The organism is Mesorhizobium sp. M7A.F.Ca.US.002.01.1.1 (genome assembly GCF_004022955.1).
In the GTDB taxonomy this organism is placed as follows: Bacteria; Pseudomonadota; Alphaproteobacteria; order Rhizobiales; family Rhizobiaceae; genus Mesorhizobium; species Mesorhizobium ciceri.
This window is the reverse complement of record NZ_RZQE01000785.1, coordinates 1-1,767: the sequence shown is the minus strand read 5'-3', so window position 1 is coordinate 1,767 and position 1,767 is coordinate 1. Positions and strand designations below refer to the sequence as shown.

The following is a 1,767-nucleotide window of genomic DNA, read 5'->3' as shown; positions in this document are numbered from 1 at the left end:
CTTCCACGACCGCCTCCACGCCGGACGCCACCGATGCTGCAGAGACCGATGCGGACACGGCCAACCGCCGCGCACTCACCATCGACAGCGCCGACAGGCAGAAGCTCGACCCAGGAGCGGAGCGTACGGACGCCATCGAAGGCCAGAAGAAGAAGCTGGAGGATGATCCGTTTGCCGCCACCGGCGTCAAATGGGGCTCCTTCGTCATCCGGCCGACGATCGAACAGGGCCTGACCGCCACCTCGAACGGCGATTCGAGCAGTGCAGGCAAGTCGGCGCTGCTGTCCGAGACCGCGCTGCGCTTTTCCGCCGCCTCCGACTGGCGCGAGAACTCCGCTACGATCGACGGCTATGGCCTTTTTCGTGAGACCGTCTCGGGTTACCCGGTTCACGACGAGCAAGGCCGCATCGAAGGCCAGCTCAATGTCGATCTCGACAATGAATTGCGCGCCATCGCCAAGCTCGGCTACGAGGCCGTGCCGGAATCGGCATCATCGCCTGATGCCATTGCCGGCGTCAGCAAGCAGCCGCTGCGGCAGACCATCGATGGCAGCCTGGCCGTCGAAAAGCATCTCGGCAAGATGCAGTACACGTTGACCGGCGCGGTCTCGCACGACTTCTACGGCGACGCCAAGCTCTCGGACGGCACCTCGCTATCGCAGAAGGATCAGGACTCGACGCTCTACACGGCGACGTTGCGCACCGGCTACGAGATCTCCCCTGCCCTGACCCCCTTCACCGAAATCGAGGTCGGCCGCCGGACCTATGATCAACGCATCGACAATGAAGGCTTCGAGCGCTCGTCGACGCGACTCGGCGCCCGCGCCGGCCTTGCACTCGACATGGGTGAGAAGCTGTCGGGCGAATTCTCGGCCGGCTGGCTCAGGGAAGCGATCGACGACAAAAACCTTGATGCGATATCGGGTGCCACCGTCAACGCCGACCTCAAATGGTCACCCGAGCGCGGCACCATAATCGGCCTGACCGGGCGGACCACCGTCGAGCCCACGACCACATCGGGCGAGAGCGGCGACATCCTCTATTCCGGTCGCCTGACCGGCGAACGCCAGATTCGCGCCAACCTCACCGCCAACGCGGCTCTGGGTCTCGACTGGCGTGATTACATCGGCATCGACGGCCATGACAGGGTGTTGAGCGCCGAGGCCGGCCTGACCTGGTGGCTGAACCGCTACGCCGGCCTGACCACAAGAGTGAGGACCGAGAAACTGACCAGCAACCTGCCGGGCCGGGACTACACCGCCAACAGCATCTTCCTCGGCGTCAAGGTGCAGCGCTGAACGGCCGCACCAACGACATCCGGCCGCTCGCTAGGATGTTTTAAAACGCAGCGCCACGGCGCTCTAACGGCTTCAGCTCGTCGAGAAGCGTGCGGATGACGCCCGCCATGTTCTCGTTCATGTCGCTGCGCCACAGCGCGAAGGCAACATTGGCCTCGACAAAACCCTCCGGCGATCCGCAGTCGAACGTGCGGCCTCGATAGTGGTAGCCGTAGAAAGGCTGCTGCTTTTCCAGCTTCAGCATGGCGTCGGTGAGCTGGATCTCGTTGCCGGCGCCTTTTTCCTGACCTTCTAGGATCTTGAAGATCTCCGGCTGCAGGATGTAGCGGCCGTTGATGTAGAGGTTGGACGGCGCGGTGCCGGCCTTCGGCTTTTCCACCATCTCGGTGATACGGAAGCCGTGATGCGTGTCCTCGCCGCGGCCGACGATGCCGTATTTGTGGGTTTCGGCGGGATCGCATTCCTGCAC

2 protein-coding genes are annotated in these 1,767 nt (G+C 63.6%); one reads left to right on the top strand and one right to left on the bottom strand.

Features of this window, described 5'->3' with window-relative positions; genetic code table 11:
• Nucleotides 1-1,298 (top strand): outer membrane beta-barrel protein (locus EN932_RS35405; RefSeq protein WP_128369487.1); only part of this gene is annotated, 1,298 nt, incomplete at its 5' end.
• A 40-nt stretch (nt 1,299-1,338) separates the two neighbouring features.
• On the opposite strand, the gene EN932_RS35400 is transcribed toward EN932_RS35405, so the two are convergent.
• On the bottom strand, nt 1,339-1,767 hold a 429-nt coding region (locus EN932_RS35400; RefSeq protein ID WP_245483391.1), incomplete at its 5' end, for a sugar phosphate nucleotidyltransferase.